The 18,573-nt window shown below is 69.0% G+C and carries 17 protein-coding genes; 10 read left to right on the top strand and 7 right to left on the bottom strand.

Annotated features, from left to right (window positions below):
• The first annotated feature begins 20 nt into the window (after nt 1-20).
• The 6 genes from mreC to ACWGJM_RS16055 all read left to right on the top strand — a co-directional run bounded on the left by mreC (nt 21) and on the right by ACWGJM_RS16055 (nt 8,910).
• Complete coding sequence (gene mreC, locus ACWGJM_RS16080; RefSeq protein ID WP_453412299.1) at nt 21-962, top strand: rod shape-determining protein MreC; 942 nt, start codon at nt 21-23, stop codon at nt 960-962.
• Between the two features lie 14 nt (nt 963-976).
• The gene (gene mreD, locus ACWGJM_RS16075) at nt 977-1,651 is read left to right on the top strand and encodes a rod shape-determining protein MreD (protein WP_453412298.1); all 675 of its coding nucleotides are present in this window, start codon (nt 977-979) and stop codon (nt 1,649-1,651) included.
• A 152-nt stretch (nt 1,652-1,803) separates the two neighbouring features.
• Nucleotides 1,804-4,053: a penicillin-binding protein 2 gene (gene mrdA / locus ACWGJM_RS16070; protein WP_453412297.1), complete on the top strand. Its 2,250-nt coding sequence runs from the start codon at nt 1,804-1,806 to the stop codon at nt 4,051-4,053.
• On the top strand, nt 4,050-5,246 hold the full coding sequence (rodA, locus tag ACWGJM_RS16065) for a rod shape-determining protein RodA (RefSeq protein ID WP_453412296.1): 1,197 nt from the start codon (nt 4,050-4,052) through the stop codon (nt 5,244-5,246). Before mrdA ends, rodA begins: the two co-directional genes overlap by 4 nt.
• A 53-nt stretch (nt 5,247-5,299) precedes the next feature.
• A complete protein-coding gene (locus ACWGJM_RS16060; RefSeq protein ID WP_453412295.1) occupies nt 5,300-6,883 on the top strand; it encodes a CYTH and CHAD domain-containing protein in 1,584 nt (527 codons plus the stop codon).
• Between the two features lie 65 nt (nt 6,884-6,948).
• The gene (locus ACWGJM_RS16055) at nt 6,949-8,910 is read left to right on the top strand and encodes a TIGR03960 family B12-binding radical SAM protein (RefSeq protein WP_453412294.1); all 1,962 of its coding nucleotides are present in this window, start codon (nt 6,949-6,951) and stop codon (nt 8,908-8,910) included.
• Between the two features lie 92 nt (nt 8,911-9,002).
• Here ACWGJM_RS16055 and ACWGJM_RS16050 read toward each other — a convergent pair whose 3' ends face one another.
• Together ACWGJM_RS16050 and arsM are read right to left on the bottom strand one after the other, a co-directional pair.
• Nucleotides 9,003-9,869 carry a hypothetical protein gene (locus ACWGJM_RS16050; protein WP_453412293.1) on the bottom strand — a complete coding sequence of 289 codons (867 nt, stop codon included), beginning with the start codon at nt 9,867-9,869 and terminating at the stop codon, nt 9,003-9,005.
• Between the two features lie 225 nt (nt 9,870-10,094).
• Complete coding sequence (arsM, locus tag ACWGJM_RS16045; protein ID WP_453412292.1) at nt 10,095-10,985, bottom strand: arsenite methyltransferase; 891 nt, start codon at nt 10,983-10,985, stop codon at nt 10,095-10,097.
• 105 nt (nt 10,986-11,090) lie between these two features.
• Here arsM and ACWGJM_RS16040 point away from each other — a divergent pair, with 105 nt between their 5' ends.
• The 3 genes from ACWGJM_RS16040 to ACWGJM_RS16030 are packed head-to-tail and all read left to right on the top strand — an operon-like array spanning nt 11,091 to nt 12,648.
• Entirely contained in the window at nt 11,091-11,471 is a 381-nt protein-coding gene (locus ACWGJM_RS16040) for an ArsR/SmtB family transcription factor (protein WP_453412291.1), read from the top strand.
• 59 nt (nt 11,472-11,530) lie between these two features.
• Nucleotides 11,531-12,211, top strand: a complete 681-nt coding sequence (locus ACWGJM_RS16035) for an aquaporin (RefSeq protein WP_453412455.1) — start codon at nt 11,531-11,533, stop codon at nt 12,209-12,211.
• A gap of 26 nt (nt 12,212-12,237) precedes the next feature.
• Nucleotides 12,238-12,648, top strand: coding sequence for an arsenate reductase ArsC (locus ACWGJM_RS16030; RefSeq protein WP_453412290.1), 411 nt, complete (start codon nt 12,238-12,240; stop codon nt 12,646-12,648).
• A gap of 80 nt (nt 12,649-12,728) precedes the next feature.
• Here the strand turns inward: ACWGJM_RS16030 and ACWGJM_RS16025 are convergent, their stop codons facing one another.
• The 4 genes from ACWGJM_RS16025 to ACWGJM_RS16010 form a co-directional block, all read right to left on the bottom strand.
• Nucleotides 12,729-13,424, bottom strand: a complete 696-nt coding sequence (locus ACWGJM_RS16025) for a DUF899 domain-containing protein (RefSeq protein WP_453412289.1) — start codon at nt 13,422-13,424, stop codon at nt 12,729-12,731.
• A gap of 304 nt (nt 13,425-13,728) precedes the next feature.
• Nucleotides 13,729-14,949, bottom strand: coding sequence for a cytochrome P450 (locus ACWGJM_RS16020; RefSeq protein WP_453412288.1), 1,221 nt, complete (start codon nt 14,947-14,949; stop codon nt 13,729-13,731).
• 13 nt (nt 14,950-14,962) lie between these two features.
• Nucleotides 14,963-16,357: an NAD(P)/FAD-dependent oxidoreductase gene (locus tag ACWGJM_RS16015; protein ID WP_453412287.1), complete on the bottom strand. Its 1,395-nt coding sequence runs from the start codon at nt 16,355-16,357 to the stop codon at nt 14,963-14,965.
• Entirely contained in the window at nt 16,354-16,581 is a 228-nt protein-coding gene (locus tag ACWGJM_RS16010) for a ferredoxin (RefSeq protein WP_453412286.1), read from the bottom strand. Before ACWGJM_RS16010 ends, ACWGJM_RS16015 begins: the two co-directional genes overlap by 4 nt.
• A 339-nt stretch (nt 16,582-16,920) precedes the next feature.
• On the opposite strand from ACWGJM_RS16010, the gene ACWGJM_RS16005 reads away from it, so the two are divergent.
• Nucleotides 16,921-17,598, top strand: coding sequence for a GAP family protein (locus tag ACWGJM_RS16005; protein WP_453412285.1), 678 nt, complete (start codon nt 16,921-16,923; stop codon nt 17,596-17,598).
• Nucleotides 17,599-17,626: 28 nt separating this feature from the next.
• Here ACWGJM_RS16005 and ACWGJM_RS16000 read toward each other — a convergent pair whose 3' ends face one another.
• Entirely contained in the window at nt 17,627-18,535 is a 909-nt protein-coding gene (locus ACWGJM_RS16000; protein ID WP_453412284.1) for a YhjD/YihY/BrkB family envelope integrity protein, read from the bottom strand.
• Nucleotides 18,536-18,573 lie beyond the last annotated feature (38 nt).

The following is an 18,573-nucleotide window of genomic DNA, read 5'->3' as shown; positions in this document are numbered from 1 at the left end:
GAAGGGCACGGCCGTCGCACGTGAGGGACACGAAAGAGAGCCGGCTGCTCCTGGTGCTGCTGATCGCCATCGCGTTCGCACTGATCACGGTGGACATCCGCGGCGGCGAGAACTCCCCGGTCGACGGCGCCCGGCAGGCCGCGGCCGCGGCCTTCGGCCCGATCGAGAACGGGGTGTCGTCGGCGGTCGACCCGGTCGGCAACGCCGTCTCCGCGGTCCGTGACTCCGGTGAGCGACACGACCGGCTCGCCCGGCTGGAGAAGGAGAACGCGGCCCTCAAGGCGAAGCTCGGCAGCAGCGACCGCAACCGCAGCCGCCTCAAGCAGCTCGACAAGATGATGAAGATCGCCGGCGAGGGGCAGTACGGCATCAAGGGCGCCGAGGTCATCGCCATAGGATCGGCGCAGGGCTTCTCCTGGACCGTCACCATCGACGTCGGCGCCAACGACGGCATCAAGCGGGACATGACCGTGCTCAACGGGGACGGCCTCGTCGGGCGCGTCACCACCGTCGGCCCGAACACCTCCACCGTGCTGCTCGCCAACGACCCCGACTTCACCGTCGGCACCCGCATGGAGGGCAGCGACGAGCTCGGCTTCGCCTCCGGGCAGGGCGACCGCCCGCTGCGCGTCGAACTCCTCAACGGCAAGGCCGAGGTGAAAAAGGGCGACCGGCTCGTCACCTTCGGCTCCCAGGCCGACAAGCCGTTCGTGCCCGGTGTCCCCGTGGGTGTCGTCTCCCGCATCGACCCCTCCGGCGGCGGCCTGACCCGCACCCTCTACGTCACCCCGTTCGTCGGCTTCACCAAGCTGGACATCGTGGGTGTCGTCGTCGAGGCCCCGAAGAAGGACCCGCGTGACGAGGTGCTGCCGGCCAAGCCGAAGCCGACCCCGACGCCGACGGTGACCGTGACGGTCACCCCGTCGTCCGACGCGACCGCCAACGACCAGCAGCAGCAGTAGGAGCTCGAAGTCCCATGCGCCTCAACCGGATCCTGCTCTCCACCGCGCTGGTCGTCGTCGCCCTGGTCATCCAGGTCAGTGTCCTCGCCCGCCTCCACCTCCCGGGCGCGGTGCCCGATCTGCTGCTGCTCACCGTGCTGGGCCTGGCCATCGTCTACGGCCATGTCGGCGGCGCCCTCGTCGGCTTCGGCGCGGGACTCCTCGCCGACCTCGCCCCGCCCGCCGACCACGCCGCCGGCCGCTACGCGCTGGTGCTGTGCGTCATCGGCTACTTCGCCGGACTCATCAAGCCCGAGAACGGCCGCCTGAAATCCGCCACCGGCCCGATGGTCGTCGTGGTCGCCGCCGCGATCGGCTCGACGCTGCTGTACGCCGGGGTCGGCGCCCTCGTCGGCGACACCGCCGCCCGCCATGTCGGGCTCGTCGGCCTGCTGACCTCGGCCGCCGTGTACGACCTGCTCCTCGCGCCGTTCGTCGTCCCCGGAATCATCGCCCTGGCCCGCCGCGCCGAGAACGACCCGCTCGCGGAGACCGGTTCCGCCAAGGCCACCGACATCTCCTCCGGCTGGCTCTCCTCCGGCACCGGGCTCCGCATCGGCAGCCAGCGCGGCGGCCTCAGCGGCTTGAAAGCCAAGACCCGCACCCGCGCCGCGCGCGTGAGCCGTATCAAGGGGGTCAAGCGGCTGTGACCGGCGGACAGTTGACGGCTGTGCAGACGCGGGACCCGCGCCCAGGACAGACGCGGGGCCCGCGCCCAGGACGAGCGCGGGGGCCGCACCCGGACGCGCACAGCTTCGTCGTATATGACACATACACGCACTGAGAGGGGGAGGCAGCCGCAGTGACCAACATTCCCGAGACCGGACGGACCCCACGGGTCCAGATCAGGCTCGTCGTGATCCAGATCCTCGTCCTCTCCCTGCTCGGCACCCTCGGCGGCCGCCTGTGGTACCTCCAGATCCGCGAGGGCGCCGAGTACCAGAAGGAAGCGTCCGGCAACCACGTCCAGCAGGTCGTCCAGCCCGCCGTACGCGGGTCGATCCTGGACGCGCGGGGCGTGGCGCTCGCCGACAACGAGACCCGGCTGGTGGTCTCCGCCTCCCGCACCGATCTGCTGAAGCAGAAGGACGACGGCAAGGCGGTCCTCACCAAGCTGGCCGGGGTCCTCGGCATCGACCCCGAAGAGGTCATGCTGAAGGTCCGGCTGTGCGACGCCAAGACCCCGCAGCCGTGCTGGAACGGCTCCCCGTACCAGCCGATCCCGATCACCGACGAGGCCACCCCCAAGCAGGCCCTACAGATCCGGGAGCGCGCCGAGGACTTCCCCGGCATCACCGCCGAACCCGAGGCCGTGCGCCGCTACGGGGCCCCCGGCAAGGCCAACACCGCGCAGGTCCTCGGCTACCTCTCGCCGGTCACCGACAACGAGATCCAGCAGGCCAAGGACACCGACTCGCCCTACCTGCGTTCCGACATGGTCGGCCGCAGCGGCCTGGAGCGCCAGTACGACAAGGAGCTGCGCGGCAAGGCCGGAGTCACCCGCTACGAGGTCGACAACCTCGGCCGCGTCATCGGCAAGGCCGAGTCCGACGCCGCCGAGCCCGGCGCCAACCTCGTCACCAGCATCGACTCCCGCGTCCAGCGCGTCGCCGAGTACGAGCTGGACCACGCCATGAAGGTCGCCCGCCAGCAGTACGACAAGATCACCGGCGAGAACTACAAGGCCGACTCCGGCGCCGTCGTCGTGATGGAGGCCAAGACCGGCCGGATCGTCGCCATGGCGTCCGCCCCGACCTACGACCCCAACGTCTGGGTCGGCGGCATCTCCGCCAAGGACTACAAGGCCCTCACCGGCAAGAACTCCGACTACCCGCTGCTCAACAGGGCCATACAGGGTCAGGCCGCACCCGGTTCGACCTTCAAGGTGGTCTCCACGGCCGCCGCGGTCCAGGCCGGCTACGTCTGGGACGGCGGCTACCCCTGCACCAGCTCGTACTCGGTGGGCGGCCAGGTCTTCAAGAACTTCGAGGGCGAGAACTTCGGCCCGATCTCGCTCGGCCGCGCCCTCGAGGTCTCCTGCGACACCGTCTTCTACGGCCTCGCCGACCGGGAGTGGAAGAAGGACGGCGGCATCAACCCCAAGAAGGGCGAGCCCAAGGACTACTTCTTCAAGACCGCCCACCAGTTCGGCCTCGGCAAGGAGACCGGCGTCGACCTGCCCAACGAGGTCACCGGCCGCGTCCCCGACCGCCAGTGGAAGCTGGACTACTGGAAGGCCAACAAGGACGCCTGGTGCAAGACCGGCAAGAAGGACGGCTCGTACGTGGAGAAGATCGCGTACGAGAACTGCCTCGAGGGCAACAAGATGCGCGAGGGCGACGAGATCAACTACTCCATCGGCCAGGGCGACACCCTCGTCACCCCGATCCAGGAGGCCGCGATCTACGGTGCCGTCGCCAACGGCGGCACCATGTACCAGCCGACCATCGGCAAGGCGGTCATCAGCGCCGACGGCAAGACCGTCCAGGAGATCAAGCCCAAGAAGAACGGCAGGCTGCCGGTCAGCCAGGCCACCCTCAGGGGCATGAACGACGCCTTCGCGGGCGTCATCACCCGCGGTACCGCCGCCTGGAAGTTCGGCGGCTGGCCGCAGGACAAGATCGCGCTGCACGCCAAGACCGGTACCGCCGAGGTCTACGGCAAGCAGACCACGTCCTGGCTGGCCACCTACTCCAAGGACTACACGGTCATCATGACCATCGCCCAGGCCGGTACGGGTTCCGGCGCCTCCGGTGAGGCCGTGCGCAACATCTACAGCGCGCTCTACGGCGTCCAGTCCGACGGCTCGATCGACAAGAAGAAGGCGCTGCTGCCCACCCCGCAGAAGGGCCTGCCCAAGGTCCGCACGGACGGCACGATCGCCGCCCCGAAGATCTCCGGCGACCCCGCCAAGGACATCCAGGCCACCCCGTCCGGCTCGCCCGCCCCGGACGAGTCCCAGCCCCCGGCGACCACCGCCTCGCCCGGGACCGGCAACCGCAACACCCGCAGGCGACCTCGCAAGAGGGGAAGCCGGAGGATGCCCGCATGACCGGCAACAGCTTCTCCGTCTCCGGGTACGGCCCCGAGCGGGCCGGCTGGACCCGGCTCCTCGCCCGTGACTCGGTGGCCCGCCGACTGGACTGGCCCATACTGCTCGCGGGCCTCGCCCTGTCGATGCTCGGCTCGCTGCTCGTCTACTCCGCGACCCGCAACCGTACCGAGATCAACCAGGGCGACCCCTACTACTTCCTGCTCCGGCACCTGATGAACACCGGCATCGGGCTCGCCCTGATGATCGGCACGATCTGGCTCGGCCACCGCACCCTGCGCAACTTCGTGCCGATCCTCTACGGCCTCTCTGTCTTCGGCATCCTGCTGGTGCTCACCCCGCTCGGCTCCACCGTCAACGGCGCCCACTCCTGGATCGTGCTCGGCGGCGGCTTCTCCCTCCAGCCCTCGGAGTTCGTGAAGATCACGATCATCCTGGGCATGGCGATGCTGCTCTCGGCCCGCGTCGACGCCGGCGACAAGAAGTACCCCGACCACCGCACGGTCATGCAGGCCCTCGGCCTGGCCGCCGTACCGATCCTGATCGTGCTGCTCATGCCCGACCTCGGCTCGGTCATGGTCATGGTGATCATCATCCTGGGCATCCTGCTCGCCTCCGGCGCCTCCAACCGATGGGTGTTCGGCCTGCTCGGCGCGGGCGCACTGGGCGCGATCGCGGTCTGGCAGCTGCACATCCTGGACGACTACCAGATCAACCGTTTCGCGGCCTTCGCCAACCCCGACCTCGACCCGGCCGGCGTCGGCTACAACACCAACCAGGCCCGCATCGCGATCGGCTCCGGCGGCCTGACCGGCGCCGGCCTCTTCCACGGCTCGCAGACCACCGGCCAGTTCGTGCCCGAGCAGCAGACCGACTTCGTCTTCACCGTCGCGGGGGAGGAGCTCGGCTTCGTCGGCGCGGGCCTGATCATCCTGCTGCTGGGCGTCGTGCTCTGGCGCGCCTGCCGCATCGCCCGCGAGACGACCGAGCTGTACGGCACGATCGTGGCCGCCGGGATCGTGTCCTGGTTCGCCTTCCAGGCCTTCGAGAACATCGGCATGACCCTCGGCATCATGCCGGTCACCGGCCTGCCGCTGCCGTTCGTCTCCTACGGCGGAACGTCGATGTTCGCGGTGTGGGTGGCGGTGGGGCTCCTCCAGTCGATCAGGGTGCAGCGGCCGATGTCCGCCTAGCCGATGTCCCCGCGGGAGGGCGTACCCCTGAGAATCGGGGCTAGATTCGGTTCATGGCGGATACGAAGCGGGAGATAGAGCGCAAGTACGAGTCCGACGAGAGCGGCCTGCCCGACCTGACCGGCGTCGGCGGGGTGGCGGGTGTCCTCGACAAGGGCGTCGCGGAACTGGACGCCACCTACTACGACACCCCGGACGAGCGCCTCGCCGCCACCGGTGTCACCCTGCGCCGCCGCACCGGCGGCTCCGACGCGGGCTGGCACCTCAAATTCCCGGTCGCCCCAGGAGTGCGCGACGAGATCCAGGCACCCCTGTCCGACACGGTCCCGGACGACCTCACCGCCCTGCTCCGCTCCCGCGTCCGCGACGCCGAACTACGCCCCGTGGTCCGGCTCCGCTCCGTCCGCGACGTACGCCACCTCGTCGACGCCGACGGCCGGCTGCTCGCCGAGGCCAGCGTGGACGCCGTGACCGCGGAACGGCTCACCGGCGAGGGCGGCCTGGCCCAGTGGACCGAGATCGAGGTGGAGCTCGCCGACGGCGGGGACCCGGCCTTCCTCGACCTGGTGGACAAGCGGCTGCGCAAGGCCGACGTACGACCGTCCAAGTCACCGTCGAAGCTGGCCCGGGCGCTGATGGAGACCGCGCCGAAGGGGACCGCGCCGAAGGGGACCGCGCCGAAGGGGACCGCGCCGAAGGGGACCGCGCCGAAGGGGACCGCGTCGAAGGGGAAGAAGGGACAGCGCCGGCGGGAGGCCGCCCAGCCCGTCACCGCCGGCGACCACGTCCTCGCCTACATCCGCGCCCAGCGCGACGTGATCGTCGAGCTCGACCCGGCCGTACGCAGGGACGTCGAGGACTCCGTCCACCAGATGCGGGTCGCCACCCGCCGGACCCGCAGCGCCCTGCGCGCCTACCGCTCGCTGTTCGACCGGGCCGTCACCGAGCCGATCGGCGCGGAGCTGAAATGGCTGGCGGGCGAACTGGGCGTGGACCGTGACCGGGCGGTGCTGGCCGAGCGGCTGACCGCGGACCTCGGCGACCTGCCGGACACGCTGGTCCACGGCCCGGTCGCCGATCGGCTGCACGCCTGGTCGGAGGGGCGGCGCGGCGGATCCCGGCCGCATCTGATCGGCGTCCTGGACTCCGTGCGGTATCTCGCGCTGCTCGACGCCCTGGACGCCCTGATCACCGACCCGCCGCTGCGGAAGGCGGCCGGCGGCAAGCCCTCCAAGGCGATCGCCAAGGCCGTCCGCAAGGAGTCCCGCCGCGTCGCCGGGCTCATCGAGCAGGCGATCGACACGCCGCCCGGCCAGGACCGCGACGTAGCCGTGCACGAAGCCCGCAAGAAGGCCAAGCGCACCCGCTACACGGCGGAGGCGGCCACCCCGGCCCTCGGCCACCCGGCCGCCGTCCTGACCAAGGCCATGAAGTCCCTGACCCAGCTGCTCGGCGACCACCAGGACAGCGTCATGGCCCGCCTGGCCCTGCGCGAGCTCTCCGCCGTGGCGCACGCGGCGGGAGAGGACACGTTCACCTACGGACTGCTGTACGGGCGGGAGGAGCAGCGGGCGGCGGCGGTGGAGGCGGAGCTGCCGCAGGTGTGGCAGAAGGCACGGTCGAAGGTGTTCGTCTGAGGGAGGCCTCCCGCCGGGTTACGCTAGATGGTCACCCCTGTCAGCTCACGAAGGTAACCCCCGCGATGTCTGTCGAGTCGGTCTTCCCACAGCTCGAGGCCCTGCTCCCGCATGTGCAGAAGCCGATCCAGTACGTAGGCGGTGAGCTCAACTCGACCGTCAAGCCGTGGGACAGCTGTGACGTCCGCTGGGCGCTCATGTACCCGGACGCGTACGAGGTCGGCCTGCCCAACCAGGGCGTCATGATCCTCTACGAGGTTCTCAACGAGCAGGAGGGCGTCCTCGCCGAGCGCACGTACAGCGTGTGGCCGGACCTGGAGGCGCTGATGCGGGAGCACGGCGTCCCGCAGTTCACGGTGGACAGCCACCGCCCGGTGAAGGCCTTCGACGTCTTCGGCCTCAGCTTCTCCACGGAGCTGGGCTACACGAACATGCTCACGGCCCTGGACCTGGCCGGGATCCCCCTGGAGTCCAAGGACCGCACGATCGACGACCCGATCGTCCTGGCCGGCGGCCACGCGGCCTTCAACCCGGAGCCGATCGCCGACTTCATCGACGCGGCGGTCATCGGCGACGGCGAGCAGGCCGTGCTCGACATGACGCGGATCATCAAGGAGTGGAAGGCGGAGGGCCGTCCCGGCGGCCGCGAGGAGGTCCTCTTCCGCCTGGCGAAGACCGGCGCCGTCTACATCCCGGCCTTCTACGACGTCGAGTACCTCCCCGACGGCCGTATCGCCCGAGTGGTCCCCAACAAGTCGGGCGTCCCCTGGCGCGTCTCGAAGCACACGGTCATGGACCTGGACGAGTGGCCCTACCCCAAGCAGCCCCTCGTCCCGCTCGCCGAGACGGTCCACGAGCGCATGTCGGTGGAGATCTTCCGCGGCTGCACGCGCGGCTGCCGCTTCTGCCAGGCGGGCATGATCACCCGCCCGGTGCGCGAGCGCTCGATCACCGGCATCGGCGAGATGGTCGACAAGGGCCTGAAGGCGACGGGCTTCGAGGAGGTGGGCCTCCTCTCCCTGTCCTCCGCGGACCACTCGGAGATCGGCGACATCGCCAAGGGCCTGGCGGACCGCTACGAGGAAGACAAGATCGGCCTCTCCCTCCCTTCCACCCGCGTGGACGCCTTCAACATCGACCTGGCGAACGAGCTGACCCGCAACGGCCGCCGCTCGGGCCTCACCTTCGCCCCCGAGGGCGGCTCCGAACGCATCCGCAAGGTCATCAACAAGATGGTCTCGGAGGACGACCTCATCCGCACGGTCTCCACGGCCTACGGCAACGGCTGGCGCCAGGTGAAGCTGTACTTCATGTGCGGCCTGCCCACGGAGACTGACGACGACGTCCTCCAGATCGCCGACATGGCGACGAAGGTCATCGCCAAGGGCCGCGAGGTCTCGCGCTCGAACGACATCCGCTGCACGGTCTCGATCGGCGGCTTCGTCCCCAAGCCCCACACGCCTTTCCAGTGGGCCCCCCAGCTCTCCGCCGAGGAGACGGACGCCCGCCTCGAAAAGCTCCGCGACAAGATCCGCGGCGACAAGAAGTACGGCCGCTCGATCGGCTTCCGCTACCACGACGGCAAGCCGGGCATCGTCGAGGGCCTCCTCTCCCGCGGCGACCGCCGCATCGGAGCCGTCATCCGCGCCGTCTACGACGACGGCGGCCGCTTCGACGGCTGGCGCGAGCACTTCTCCTACGACCGCTGGATGGCCTGCGCCGACAAGGCCCTCGCCCCCTACGGCGTCGACGTCGACTGGTACACAACCCGCGAGCGCACCTACGAGGAGGTCCTCCCCTGGGACCACCTCGACTCCGGCCTCGACAAGGACTGGCTCTGGGAAGACTGGCAGGACTCCCTCGACGAAACAGAGGTCGAGGACTGCCGCTGGACACCGTGCTTCGACTGCGGGGTGTGTCCTCAGATGGACACCCACATCCAAATCGGCCCCACCGGCAAGAAGCTGCTTCCTCTGACGGTCAAGAACGCGGGTCCGGCGCCGGCTTCGAGCGGGCATACGCACTGAGCTGCGGCGTCGGCTGCGGTCGGGGCTTCGCGTCCTTACCGGCCGACGCCGTTGGCTTCCCCTTGTACGCCGCTGCCGAGCCCTGGTCTTGACTACACAAGCTCGGCGGATATCTTCCACAGGCCTTCGAAGAATTCAGCACTGTCCCTGACGAAGCGCTTTGACTCGTCGTTTCCGTTTCTGGAGTTCCAGCCGTGAATGCTGGTCAACGGGCCTTTCGGGTTCAGTAGAGTGCGGGTCGGGTCATGGATGGGGAAGCCTGACGTCCAGGCCATGTCATAGAATCCGGCGAAAGCCATGTCCTCGTTGAAGATGTAGAGCTTGAAGACCGGAATTCCGGGATAGGTTCGAAACTCGACGGTGACATCGATCCCGGCTTCCCGTAGTCGCAGCGCAAGCCCGGACAGGTGATGGGAGTAATCCCTGGTTCTGCGGGTCTGGTATTCGCGAAATTCGGGATCGTCGGACGTTGAGCCGTCCTGATGGAGCGTACAGGGGAGCCCGACGGGTCCCGACAGGTCGGGAACCAGGATCCGGACCGTGACCGAGCGGGTGCGCCCCGGGGTGGTGAGGACATCCAGCAGAAGGCGTTGCAGGTGCAGGAAGAGTGTTTCTCCCGTATAGCCGATGAAGCGAATGTTCACCGTGCGAGCGGTGAAGGCTTCGTCGATGTAGGGGCCCAAGGAGTGCGGGTTGGTGACCGGCGGTGTGTTGCGGCCATTCGGTGGTGCGTCCGTCAGGTCTTTCAGGGCGTCGTACAGGATGTAGGCGACCGCACTGAGCAGTGCTCCGCCAAGAAAGATCTTTCCCTCGAGAAGGTCACCCACCGGTTTGACGAACTGCGCCAAGATGCCGAGCACAACGATGCCCAACAGCACGCATCGCGTGACGACCGGCTCCACGCGCGACCGAAAAACGCGTACACACGCGCGAATCCGCTCAGCAGATGAATCCGCCATGACGCCCCCCCACGTCATCCGACCCGCAGGACGTCCGCCGCATGCCGAAGTGGGCGTGCCCTGCACTCATGGCGATGTGTGACCACAACGTCACTGTGGGTCTCCGTGGGGCATCATGGTACGCGCATGGCGCCTTGCCGCGGGGGGATTTGTGCGTTTGCGGCCTCGGAGGCCGTGGATCACAGTCGGGAGACGTCCCGGACGCCCCTGCCTCCTCGTAGTGCCTCAGCTCTGGCAACCGCAGCCTGATGCGGCCTTGGCGTCTGTGACCGTGACGGCCGGGTCGGCCGAGGTCTCGGCCGGGGTGCAGCAGGCGTTCACGCCGCAGCAGGCGTCGGCGGAGTCGGTCGCTTCGGTCGCGGCCACCGCGGTGGGCTTGGTGGCGCGCACGATCGCCGAGTGCATGCCGTCGGCCACGCCGTGGGTCGGAGTGATCTCGACGTCGGTGAAGCCTGCCGCTTCGAGGCCTTCGCGGTACTCACTGAAGGAAAGGGCGCCGGCGATGCAGCCGACGTAGTCGCCGCGCTCGGCTCGCTGCCCGGGTGTCAGGGAGTCGTCTGCGACCACGTCGGACACGCCGATCCGGCCGCCCGGCTTCAGGACACGGTACGTCTCCGTGAATACCGCCGCCTTGTCCGTGGACAGGTTGATCACGCAGTTGGAGATCACGACGTCGATGGTGTTGGCGGGCAGCGGGATGGCCTCGATGGCGCCCTTGAGGAATTCGACGTTCGTGGCGCCTGCCTTCACGGCGTTGGCCAGGGCCAGGGAGAGCATTTCCTCGGTCATGTCGAGGCCGTACGCCTTGCCCGTCGGGCCGACGCGTCGGGCGGAGAGCAGGACGTCGATGCCGCCTCCTGAGCCAAGGTCGAGGACGCGTTCCCCTTCGTGGAGATCGGCCACGGCGGTGGGGTTGCCGCAGCCGAGGGAGGCGGCCAGGGCCTCGGTGGGGAGCGTGTCGCGTTCGTCTGCCGCGTAGAGCGTGGAGCCGAAGTTCTCGTCGACCTCGACGGGCTCCGGTCCGCAACAGGCGGTGCTGCCTTCGGTGACCTTGACGGCTGCTGCCGCGTATCGCCGGCGGACGGTTTCGCGCAGGTCTGTGGACTGTTCGGGCATGAGTCACTCCTGGATGACAGGGCATGGCGGTGCCCCGGAACGGCTTGTATTGACGTTCGTTGATGCAACCTTGCGCCGTGGATCGAAAAACGTCAACATAGAGGAATGTCGAAACAAGAGCTCGAAGTCCTCGGCCAGGACGCGGACGGCGGTGCCTGCTGCCAGAGGCTCGCTTCCGCGCCGCTGGACGACGACCAGGCGGCGGAGCTGGCCAGGGTTTTCAAGGCTCTCGGTGATCCGGTACGGCTGCGGCTGCTGTCGATGATCGCTTCACAGGACGGCGGTGAGGTGTGCGTGTGTGAGCTGACGCCCGCCTTCGACCTGTCACAGCCGACGATCTCCCATCACCTCAAGCTCCTCCGGCAGGCGGGTCTCATCGACTGCGAGCGGCGCGGGACGTGGGTGTACTACTGGGCGCTGCCCGATGCACTGGCGCGGCTGGCTTCCTTCCTGACGGTTCCGCAGAGTGCTGGGGCGACCGCGTGAACGCTTCGCTCGGGCGGCGTGTGGTGGCCGAAGCGGTCGGCACGGCCGCACTGGTCGCGATGGTGGTCGGCTCCGGAATCCAGGCAACCGAGCTGTCACAGGACGTCGGCGTGCAGCTGCTCGCCAACTCGCTTGCCACCGTCTTCGGCCTGGGCGTCTTGATCGCTTTGCTGGGGCCGGTCTCCGGGGCGCACTTCAACCCGGTCGTCACACTCGCCGCCTGGTTCGCCGGTCGCAGGAGCAGCGACGGCATGACCGCGCGGGAGGTGGCCGCGTACGTCCCTGCCCAGATTGCCGGAGCCATCGGGGGCGCGATCCTGGCGGACGCGATGTTCGCCGAACCCCTCGTGAAGTGGTCCACCCACGATCGCTCGGCCGGTCACCTGTGGCTGGGCGAGGTCGTGGCAACCGCGGGGCTGATCCTGCTGATCTTCGGCCTGACCCGGGCTGATCGCGCCCATCTGGCTCCGGTGGCGGTGGCCTCCTTCATCGGGGCCGCCTACTGGTTCACCTCGTCCACGTCATTCGCCAACCCGGCCGTGACCATGGGGCGAGCCTTCACCGACACGTTCGCCGGCATCGCTCCTGCCTCCGTCGGTCCGTTCATCGCGGCCCAACTGGTTGGTGCTGCTGTCGGCCTCGGGTTGCTGCTCGCGGTATTCGGTCCTACGGCTCCGACCGAAACCGGCGTCATCGCTCCCCGCCCGGAAGCCGAACGCCCCTCCATCTCCGCTCGCTGAACTGCCCATCCCAGGAGGACTGGCCCATGACTGTCCCCACTTCACGACCGTCGGTTCTGTTCGTCTGCGTCCACAACGCCGGGCGGTCCCAGATGGCTGCCGCATTCCTCACCCACCTCGCAGGAGACAAGGTCGAAGTCCGCTCCGCCGGCTCCGCTCCGGCTGACACCGTCAATCCGGCAGTGGTGGAGGCGATGGATGAAGTAGGCATCGACATCTCCGTGGAGACCCCGAAGGTCCTGACCGTAGAAGCAGTACGGGCGTCGGACGTGGTGATCACCATGGGGTGCGGCGACACGTGCCCTGTCTTTCCCGGCAAGCAGTACCTGGACTGGCGACTCGACGACCCTGCTGGGCAGGGGGTTGACGCGGTCCGCCCGATCCGGGATGAGATCGAACAACGGATCCGCAGCCTGGTGGCCGACTTGGTCGGCTGACGATGCCGAGGTGTGGCGGGCGATGAGCTCTCTGCCCGTGATGGACCCGCCAGGCCCTGGCGGGGGCTGCCGCGGCTGGGTCAGCTGTCGCCGGAGCCCGAGCCGTAGAGCGTAGCGATGTCCTTGGACGTCGCCCACCGGCTGTAGGTGGGCGACTGGGGCCAGCCTTCGGGTGAGTCCTGCCATTCCTCCTGCCGCCCGTACGGCAGGAGGTCGATCAGCGCGAAGGTGTGACTGAGCTGCTCGGTGCCCCGGCCGTTGGTGTGCCAGGTGCGGTAGACGGTGTCGCCGTCGCGCAGGAACACGTTGACCGCGAATCCTCCGTCGGGCGGTGCGCCGACGTCGGCCCCGAATGAGCTGCCGGCGGTCGAGTACCAGGCCATCCGGTTGCCGACCCGCCGCTTGTAGGCGAGTGCCTCTTCGATCGGGCCCTGGGTGACGATGACGAATCGCGCGTCGTAGTTGTCCAGGAACTCCAGGCGGGTGAACTGCGAGGTGAACCCCGTGCAGCCCGGGCACTGCCATTCCTTGCCGGCGAACCACATGTGGTTGTAGACGATCAGTTGCCTCTTGCCTTCGAAGACGTCCGCCAGCCGGACTGGGCCGTCTACGCCCTGGAGGGTGTAGTCGGGCATCTCGACCATCGGCAGGCGACGGCGCTCGGCGGCGATGGCGTCGAGCTCCCGCGTCGCGGCCTTCTCCCGGGCACGCAGTGCCTCGAGCCGGCGATTCCAGGTTGCGGTGTCGACGACGGGTGGCAGTGAGTGGGTGGTCATGGTTCCCTCACAGAGCTTGTGCGCGGCTTTCGCTTGTGCGGAGGTAGACCCGGCCGGGCTCCGGAACTCATCGGTCGCCGTGCGGCGGTCTCCCTCGCCCGGGCGGCGCCCCGTGGGTGGTGTGGGCAGCGAGGGTTCCGCGACCACTGCGTGGACGACCTCGGTACCGCCCTCTCTACGAGTAGCGTGCGGGGCGTTGGTACTCCGTGGCCTGTTCCCGGACGGTCGCGCCGGGCAGGTGCGGTGCGCGGATGGCTCCCACACCGTTGGGCGGCCTGGCGTGCCCCTTTCTTCATCCGTCGCGTCAACCGGAGTTCTGCTCGATGTGCAGATGGATCGGACCGCGAAGAACGGGGCTGCGTCGGTACGGCGGTGGGTCGGTGATCAGGGTGGGCCGGTCGAGGCGTCGTACCAGTTCGGTCAGCGCGATCTGGGTCTCCCGCCGGGCCAGCGGGCCGCCGAAGCACAGGTGGATGCCGCTGCCGAAGCCGAGGTGCTGGTTGTCGCGCCGGTCGGGGTCGAAGCGGTCGGGGTCGTGGAAGCGGTTCGGATCGCGGCTGCCCGAGGCGAGCATCAGCATGACCTGCGAGCCCTTGGGGATGACGGTGTCGGCGACGGTGATGTCGCTGTACGCCGCCCGCCAGGGAATGATGTGCACGGGGGGCTCGTAGCGCAGCAGTTCCTCGACCAGCGGGACGACCAGGCCCGGTTCGTCGCGCAGTCGCTGGAGCACGTGCGGGTTGCGCAGCATCGTCAGCATGCCGTTGGTGATGAGGTTGACGGTGGTCTCGTGGCCGGCGATCAGCAGCAGGTTGGCGGTGGCGACGATCTCGTCGTCGGTCATCCGCCCGTCCGGCCCGTCGTCGTTGGCCAGCCGTGTCAACAGGTCCTCGCCCGGTCGGCTGTGGCGTTGCTCCAGCAGCCCGCCGAGGTACTGGCGCAGGTCGTTGCGGGCCTGCACGCCGTGGTCCAGTTTTTCCTTCGGGTCGGTCCTGGGGTCGTAGTCGATCGCGTCGATGATGTCGTTCACCCACACACGGAACGTGGACTCGTCCTCGCGTGGCACGCCGAGCAGGTGGCAGATCACGGTGACGGGGAACGGGTAGGCGAAGTCGTCGACGATGTCGATCTGCTCTTTGCCCGCGAAGTCGTCGATCAGGCTGTTGACGACGGCGGTCAGGTCGCCTTCCATGCCGACCACCAGCCCCGGGGTGTGCGGGGGGCCGAAATGGCGCATCGCCATACGCCGCAGGCGGTCGTGCTCGGGCGGGTCCATGTTGATGAACGCCGGCGTGGCCCCTCCCGCGGCCGCGGGCATCGGGCGCGACAGGTTGCGGACGTCGGAGCTCAGGTGCGGGTCGTGCAGCAGGTCCGTGAGCTCGCGGTAGGTGCTGATGACGTAGCTGCCGTCCTCCTGCCGGGCCACCGGCGTCTCGCGCAGTTCGGCGTACAGCGGGTACGGGTCGGGCCGGGAGGAATAGTCGAGGATGCGGTGGAGGGTGTCGGGTGTCTCGGTCGTGGTCATCTCGCTTTCCCTCCTACCGGTGGTGCTGTTGCGCGGCCGTGACCCGCCGTTCACCCGGGTCGTGACCGGTGACGACCACCGTGGCGCCCTGGGCGAGCAGGACGGGGCCGGGGAAGTCGACGGGCACCGGCTTCATGTCGACGGGCTGGTCGGGCGTGGGGCAGGGTGGCGGGAAGGGTGCGGCCGTCTCGATCAGCTGCCGGTAGTGGTCGAGCCACTTCGCGTTGTTGAAGCTGACCGCCGCGGTGACGCGGCCCTGGTAGCCGTATGCGGCGACGAAACGGTGGTCGGACACCGACCCCTGGGTGACGACCACTTCGTCGGCGAAGGTCGGTACGCCGACGGACTTGATGTTGACGCCGAACTGGATCGACCAGAACACCGGGATGGACAGGTGGGGCCAGCGGTCTGCCTGGCCGCTGACCATGTTGTGCGCCGCGACCTCTGCCTGTTCCACGGCATTGGCCCAGTGCTCCAGCGAGATGAGCCGGTACTCGTAGACCGGATTCGGGCAGCGCGCCACGTCCCCGGCGACGAAGACGTCGTCGGTGAGCAGGCCGTCGAGGGTGAGGGCACGGCAGCCCGTGTCGCAGGCGATCCCCCAGACACCCGCCGCCAGTCCCGAGCCCCGCAGCCACTCGGTGTTGCGGATGCCCCCGAGCGCCACCACCGCCACGTCGGCGTCGATCGTGCTGCCGTCGTCGAAGTGAGCCCTGCGGAAGTGCCCCTGCGCGTCGCCCTCCAGCCGGGTGACCTTGACACCGCAGCGCAGGTCGACACCGTGGGCGCGCTGCATGTCCGAGGCGATCTCACCGATCATGGCGCCGAGCGCCCCGACCAGCGGGGCCGGCGCGAGTTCGGCGACGGTCACCGGGATGTCCCGCTCGCGGCAGACGGAGGCGATCTCGGAGCCGGTGAATCCGGCACCGATGACCAGTACGCGGGAGGGCCCGGCGGCCAGGGCTCGCTGAAGGCTGTCGGCGTGTTCGCGTGTTCGTACGACGAATACGCCGTCCAGGGAAGCCTCGGACTCGACGAACCATGGCCGGGCCCGTACCCCGGTGGAGATCAGCACCCGGTCGAAGGGAACCTCGCGTCCGTCGGCGAGACGCACGTGGTTGGTGGCGAGGTCCAGCCCGCTGGCGGGCACGCCCAGCAGCCATTCCGCGTCGATGTCACGGCGTCTCGGCAGCGTGGTGCCGTCGGCCGGCACCCACCCGGTCAGTACCTGCTTCGACAGGGGCGGCCGGTCGTAGGGCTCGCCCGACTCGTCACCGATCATGGTCAGCGATCCGGTGAAACCCTCGTCGCGCAGGGCCTCCGCGGCCCGCAGTCCGGCCAGTGAGGCCCCGACGACCACGATGCGGCCGTCGCGCTTGAACGCTCGCAGGGTGTCGGCGCTGGTCATGACTTCGACGCCTCCACCGGTACGTCCCGTCCCTCCAGCTGGTCGACGAGAATCGCCTGGACCGGGCAGGCCGCCGCGGCGCGCAGTACCTGGTCGCGCCGGGCGTCGTCGGGGTTCGGGTCGTACATCAGCGCTTCCTCGCCGTGCATCCGGAACGCGTCCGGAGCCAGGAACGCGCACTGCGCGTAGCCTTCGCATCGGGAAAGATCAACGACAACTCTCATCCCGGCCTCCACAGGGGCTGCGGGCTGCGGACCCTTGGATTCGGCCGTTGTCCCATCCCTGGCGAAACGCGAGGGTGCGCACCGCGGTCGTCGGGTCTCCGCAGAATCAATTGATCGTCAGAATTAACTGATCGTCGCCAACAAGGCGACGACCGGCGTCTGCAATACCGCCCGGAAATACCGCCAGGAAATACCGCCCAGAGAACCTGACTTGACCTCGAAAGCCTATCCCGTGCGCACATCACCCGCACCCGGGGAACCGGTGCGGCCGTGAGCGTCATTCACCCGCCCGCCGCGCCCATGCGGCAAAGACCGCGCGCTGTCGTCGATGCTTTCCGCATGGGTGAAGTGCTGGGTGATGTGCTGGGCCTGGCGGCCGGTGTCGCCGTCAGTCCGCTGCCGATCATCGCCATCATCATCGTGCTGGCAACGCCTCGTGGACGCGTGAACGGATTGGTGTTCGCCACCGGCTGGGTGGTGGGTCTGTCGGCCTTGGGCGCGGTGATGCTGGTCATCGGCGGCCAGGGGGGTGCCACCACCCGGGGGCAGCCGGCCGACTGGGTGGGGGCTCTCAAGCTGGCGTTGGGGTTGGCACTGGTTCTTCTTGCCGTGCGGCTGTGGCGTCATCGTCCTGCCGATGTCACGCAGGCACAGTTGCCTCAGTGGATGGCCGCGCTCGACCGCTTCACCCCGGTGAAGATCTTCCCTCTGGCCCTCTTGCTGTCTGCCGGAAACCTGAAGAACGCCCCGCTGACCATTGCCGCGGCGGCGTCCATCAGCTCGTCGGGACTGCCGGTCGGCGAGCAGATCGCCGCGCTGGCGATTTTCGTCCTCGTCGCCTCCCTCGGGCTGCTGACTCCGCTGGGGGTCTTCCTGGTCATGGGTGAGCGGGCGAAGAGCCTGCTGGGCAACTGGAAGGAATGGGCGGCGCGGCACCACACGGCTGTCATGGCGGTTCTGTTCTTCGTGTTCGGGCTGAAGCTGCTGGGGGACGGCATCGACGTGCTGAATTCCTGAGCCGGAGAAAGCGTCGCGGCCGGCGGTGTCACGGATGCGCGTTCCGGTCCCGTACCGGAGGCGGGCTTCCGAGGCGGCCGGCCAGCGGCGGTTCCTGGGCCGCTACGGCGCCCGCGCTGATGCTGATCGCGACGGCCACACAGACCACGATCAGCCACGACAGCATGATGAACACCGACCCGAGGGAGCCGTACTCGGCGAGGGCGTGGTTGAGCGCCCGCGGCAGATACAACCGTGCGGTCACGCTCAGCGTGGTGAGCGCGACAGCTGTGATGGCCGCGCCGGGCAGCAGCGGCTTCCAGCCGATCAGGCCTCCGAGCAGCAGGTGCTGGGTCCACCACCACAGCCCCGTCAGACCCACCAGCGTGATCGGGATCCCCAGCCAGGCCCCGGCGCCGAACCCGTCGCGCATGGGGCCCTGCACCAGCAGTGCCCCCAGCCACAGCACGAGCCAGGCCAGCCAGCGCCAGGGGGCGATCCGGGTTCCTGCCCGGGGGATCTCCCAGGCCCGTTTGCACAGCCGTTGCATCGCCCTGCTGACGGCGGTGGCCGAGAGCAGCACCATCAGTCCGCCCACCACACCGGTCGCCTGCCGCAGATCGCCCGTCGTGGGAGTGAGCGCGTGTACGAGCTGGGCGTTCGCGGCGCCCGTGACCCCGAAGACGGTGCGCACGGAGGTGACGAGCTGCTGCCGTACCGGAGGGGGAGCGTACGCCCCGACCACGAAGAGCAGCGGGACCGCGGTCAGGAAGCACTGCGCCGCCAGGCGTGTGGCGGAGTCGAAGACGTTCACCGACACCAAGCGGTCCGCGAGGTGGGTGACCACCGGAAACCGGGCCGTCGCCCGTGTGTGCGCGGACCGGGCGGCGGCGACCAGCCGGTGTGCCGATCTCCGCCGACGGGACGCGCCGGCGGCCCGGTGATGCGATGTGAGCATGCCCCCAGACTGCGGGACCTGGCGCTCCGCAGCACGTC

This window comes from Streptomyces sp. NPDC054834 (assembly GCF_053611185.1).
Note: the sequence above shows the minus strand (reverse complement) of the source record. Positions and strands in the feature narration are given on the sequence as shown.